This window comes from Kineosporia sp. NBRC 101731, assembly GCF_030269305.1.
Lineage (GTDB): Bacteria > Actinomycetota > Actinomycetes > Actinomycetales > Kineosporiaceae > Kineosporia.
In genome coordinates, this window is record NZ_BSTC01000056.1 from 1 (window position 1) to 382 (window position 382).

Annotated in this window: 1 rRNA gene; it reads left to right on the forward strand. The window is 52.6% G+C overall.

Going from position 1 to position 382, the window contains the following annotated elements:
- A 23S ribosomal RNA gene (locus QSK05_RS36080) occupies positions 1-382 on the forward strand; the annotation flags it as partial.

Below are 382 nucleotides of genomic sequence, written 5' to 3' on the forward strand. Positions count from 1 at the left end.
AACATCTCAGTACCGTCAGGAAGAGAAAACAACATGTGATTCCGTGAGTAGTGGCGAGCGAAAGCGGATGAGGCTAAACCGGGCGTGTGTGATAGCTGGCAGGCGTTGCATGTCCGGGGTCGTGGGAATGTCTTTGCATCTACTGTCATGGGTGCGGTGAGTCAGAAAATCATGTCATAGGCGAACGTCATTGAATGGGCGACCGTAGAGGGTGTTAGTCCTGTAGCCGAAATGATGTGGTCTCACTTAGGTGTCTCCCAAGTAGCACGGGGCTCGTGAAATCTCGTGTGAATCTGGCAGGACCACCTGCTAAGCCTAAATACTCCCTGGTGACCGATAGCGGACTAGTACCGTGAGGGAAAGATGAAAAGTACCCCGGGAG